Origin of the sequence: Streptomyces sp. NPDC001027 (genome assembly GCF_040299045.1) — a bacterium.
Classification (GTDB): Bacteria; Actinomycetota; Actinomycetes; order Streptomycetales; family Streptomycetaceae; genus Streptomyces.
Genome location: NZ_JBEPBI010000488.1, coordinates 1 through 2,533 on the forward strand (window position 1 = coordinate 1; position 2,533 = coordinate 2,533).

The following is a 2,533-nucleotide window of genomic DNA, read 5'->3' on the forward strand; positions in this document are numbered from 1 at the left end:
CCTCACGTTATCGAACGGAAAATCGAACACACTAGGCCGGAGCTTCGTAGGATATTCCGGCATAGCTCGAAGCCAGCATGCGCCCCCCAGAGGTCCCCTCAGCCCTTGAGCCTTGGTATGCCCTCGTGTCAGTAACCGCAATCATGTGTGATCCCGGTGACGGATGATGAACCGTGGCTCGCCGCCCGGTATCCGACTTGTTCGATCAGACGAAGCTGACACCGCACCCCGGGCGGCATTGCGCTCGTGGTGCGCCTCGGTGTCGGTGAGCCGTTGCGAGAACCGGGCTTGACGCGCAGGCGTCGTAGAGGACACCTCGTCTGCTCCAAGTCATGGAGAGGCCACATGTCGCAGCAGCCACCAGACCTGACTGAGCAAAACCTGAGTATGGCCGACAGCATGTTGGGCAAGGAGCTCGTGCGCCACGACACGAAGGCAAGTCTGCTCATCGCCGTCGACGGAGGGATCATGGCCCTGGTCGCGGCAATCGCTCGTAACTCCGACCTGAGCTGGCACGTACGTCTGCTGGGGACCCTCGGGCTCAGCGCCTTGGCCGCATCCGTGCTCGTCCTCCTTCTCTCCATCAGACCGGCCCTTGGGGGCCGCTCTGGAGAGGGCTGGGAAATATGGTCGGCTTTGGGGCGCGGCGACCTCCTCATTCACATGAAGGCGGAGCGGAGGCCGGATCGTGTTCTCTTCCTCTCACGGGTGGTCCATCGTAAGTTCCGGCGACTGCGGCTCGCCGTCGACCTCCTGATCACCGGGTTTCTTTTCTTCGTCGTCGCCACACTGGTCACCGCAACGGGGCATTGATCGGTGGGCCAAAGGCCAAGGCCTGCGCTGGTACAGCCTGTGCACTGTCGCGACCGAAGTGTTCACCGGATGGGGCGGCGAGCTCGCCAGGGCAACTCACCGCTGCCTTCAGGCTGTCCGCCGGTACGGGGTGGTGTCGGCGGGTGTCACTTGGTGCCGGCTGTGCGTAGGGCGGCGAGGACCAGGGTCCGGGTGACGGTGACGACTTCGCTGACGCGGACCTGTTCCTGTGGACCGTGTGCGAGGCGTACGTCGCCGGGGCCGTACTGCAGCGTGGGGATGCCCGCCCCGGAGTACAGGCGCAGGTCACTGCCGTAAGGGGCGCCTCGCTCGGAGGGTCGCGGGCCGCCGGTGACGTCGGCGTGCGCGTCGCCGACCCGGGCCGCGAGCGGGTGCCCGGCGGGCAGCCGTCCGCTGGCGAACTGTCCGCCGGGCCATGTCACCGTGGCGGGGTGGGAGCGCAGCCAGGGGTCGGACGCGCAGGCTTCGGCCACGCACGCCTCCAGTTCGGTGCGTGCCCGGGCCGGATCCTCGCCCAGCCGGACGCCCAGTCTCCCTTCGGCCACCAACAGGTCGGGCACACTGCTGGCCCAGTCCCCGGAGTGGACGGTGCCGACGGACAGCGGGTAGGGGAGGGGGTATTCGGACATGAGCGGGTCGGCGCCGACGTTGCGGCGGGCTTCCAGATCGGCGAGCGCGCGGTGAATGGGCAGGTAGGCGTCGATGGCGCTCACCCCCACGTACCTGGTGCTGCCGTGGGTGGCCCGGCCGGGTACCTCGATGCGAAAGGTCAGGGCGCCGGCGTTCGCGGTCATGAGCGCGCCGCTGGTCGGTTCGGTGATGATGCAGGCGTCGCCGGTGTGGCCGCGCCGGAGGGTGCCGAACGCTCCGAGTCCGCCGTCCTCCTCGCTGACCACGAAGTGCGCGGACAGCCGACCGCGCAGCCTTGCGCCCGCCTGCCGTATCGCGGCCAGGGCGGCGAGTATCGCCACCACCCCCGCCTTCATGTCGCACGCTCCTCGGGCGTGCACCACGTCCCCGGCGACCCGGGGGCGGAAGGGGTCGCCCTCCCATTGCGCGAGGTCCCCGGAAGGGACGACGTCGACGTGCCCCTGGAGGACCAGGCTCGGTCCGTCGCCCTGGGGTCGCGTGCCGCCCACCAGGCCCCACGCCTCCGTGCGCGGGGCCTCGCTGCCGGGAAAACCGGGATGGGCGCGCAGCTCGGGCAGGTTCATGGACCACAGATCGACGTCGAGGTCCATCCGCTCCAGATGCCGGGCCAGTACGTGCTGGAGCTCGGACTCCGCGGCGCTCCCCGTCACGCTAGGAACGACGAGCAGTTCCAGCAGCAACCGGGCGATGGCCGCCTCGTCCACCGCGGCCAGCGCCGAGGCCTCCACATCGCTCAGGCTCGCTGTCATCTCAACACGTCTCCCGGCACGTGACATCAGGACAAGCCGGAGACTATGTTCGGCGGACAGCGCAAGCAATCGCCATTTGCTGCTGCCTGCAGTCGCTTTCTTGCAATGTCAGAGGCCTCGCGGCTGTTTCTTGCGTCACCCGCCGTAGGCTCTGACGTCTGGAGTGAGATCATGGACGCCATCGACGAAGCGATCATCCGCTACGTGCTGCACAACGCACGTGCTCCGTACGCCCAGATCGGCAAGGCGGCCGGGCTGTCCGCGCCCGCCGCCAAGCGGCGTCTGGACCGCCTGGTGGC

Annotated in this window: 3 protein-coding genes; 2 read left to right on the top strand and 1 reads right to left on the bottom strand. The window is 68.4% G+C overall.

Annotated elements, in window-relative coordinates; genetic code table 11:
- Nucleotides 1-345 precede the first annotated feature (345 nt).
- Entirely contained in the window at nucleotides 346-813 is a 468-nt protein-coding gene (locus ABT300_RS43100; RefSeq protein ID WP_351688365.1) for a Pycsar system effector family protein, read from the top strand.
- 146 nt (nucleotides 814-959) lie between these two features.
- On the opposite strand, the gene ABT300_RS43105 is transcribed toward ABT300_RS43100, so the two are convergent.
- The gene (locus tag ABT300_RS43105; protein WP_351688368.1) at nucleotides 960-2,234 is read right to left on the bottom strand and encodes an ArgE/DapE family deacylase; all 1,275 of its coding nucleotides are present in this window, start codon (nucleotides 2,232-2,234) and stop codon (nucleotides 960-962) included.
- Between the two features lie 171 nt (nucleotides 2,235-2,405).
- On the opposite strand from ABT300_RS43105, the gene ABT300_RS43110 reads away from it, so the two are divergent.
- Nucleotides 2,406-2,533 (top strand): AsnC family transcriptional regulator (locus ABT300_RS43110; protein ID WP_351688371.1); only part of this gene is annotated, 128 nt, incomplete at its 3' end.

Coding starts and splice junctions, on each gene's coding strand:
- ABT300_RS43100 (WP_351688365.1), top strand. CDS start 346: ATGTCGCAGCAGCCACCAGACCTGACTGAGCAAAACCTGAGTATGGCC.
- ABT300_RS43105 (WP_351688368.1), bottom strand. CDS start 2,234: ATGACAGCGAGCCTGAGCGATGTGGAGGCCTCGGCGCTGGCCGCGGTG.